Below are 483 nucleotides of genomic sequence, written 5' to 3' on the forward strand. Positions count from 1 at the left end.
ATAATTATCCATTGGTAGTGCTGTCTGTCGTTATTATAGGGACGGTTCTTGCCTTTTTATATTACAATCTCTCACATTACAGAACCAATAAGGTTTTTATGGGAGATACTGGATCTATGTTGCTGGGATTCTTGCTAGCATTTACATCTATTTGTTTTATTGATATCTTTATAGATAAAAAACTTATTGACGTACCAAGATATCATCTGCAGTCTGCGCCAGTGGTAGCGGTCGCAATTCTTATTCTGCCTATTGTAGATACATTAAATGTGATGTTTGTAAGGCTTTATAATAAAAAATCTCCCTTTGATGCTGATAAAAACCATATACATCATAAACTGCTTAAGCTAAATCTTACTCATAGAAGATCATCCTTTTATATCATTATTTACTATTTAATGATTGTAGGAATTGCTTATTATCTGAGACATACTAATATAAATCTGTTGTTGCTGATCATTATTTCATTAGGCTTTTTAGGAG

At 31.7% G+C, this 483-nt stretch carries 1 protein-coding gene; it reads left to right on the forward strand.

Annotation, left to right across the window (positions count from 1 at the left end; genetic code table 11):
• Positions 1 to 483: MraY family glycosyltransferase (locus tag A1704_RS17200; protein ID WP_131797531.1), on the forward strand; the 483-nt coding region annotated here is incomplete at both ends.

The organism is Chryseobacterium cucumeris, assembly GCF_001593385.1.
In the GTDB taxonomy this organism is placed as follows: Bacteria; Bacteroidota; Bacteroidia; order Flavobacteriales; family Weeksellaceae; genus Chryseobacterium; species Chryseobacterium cucumeris.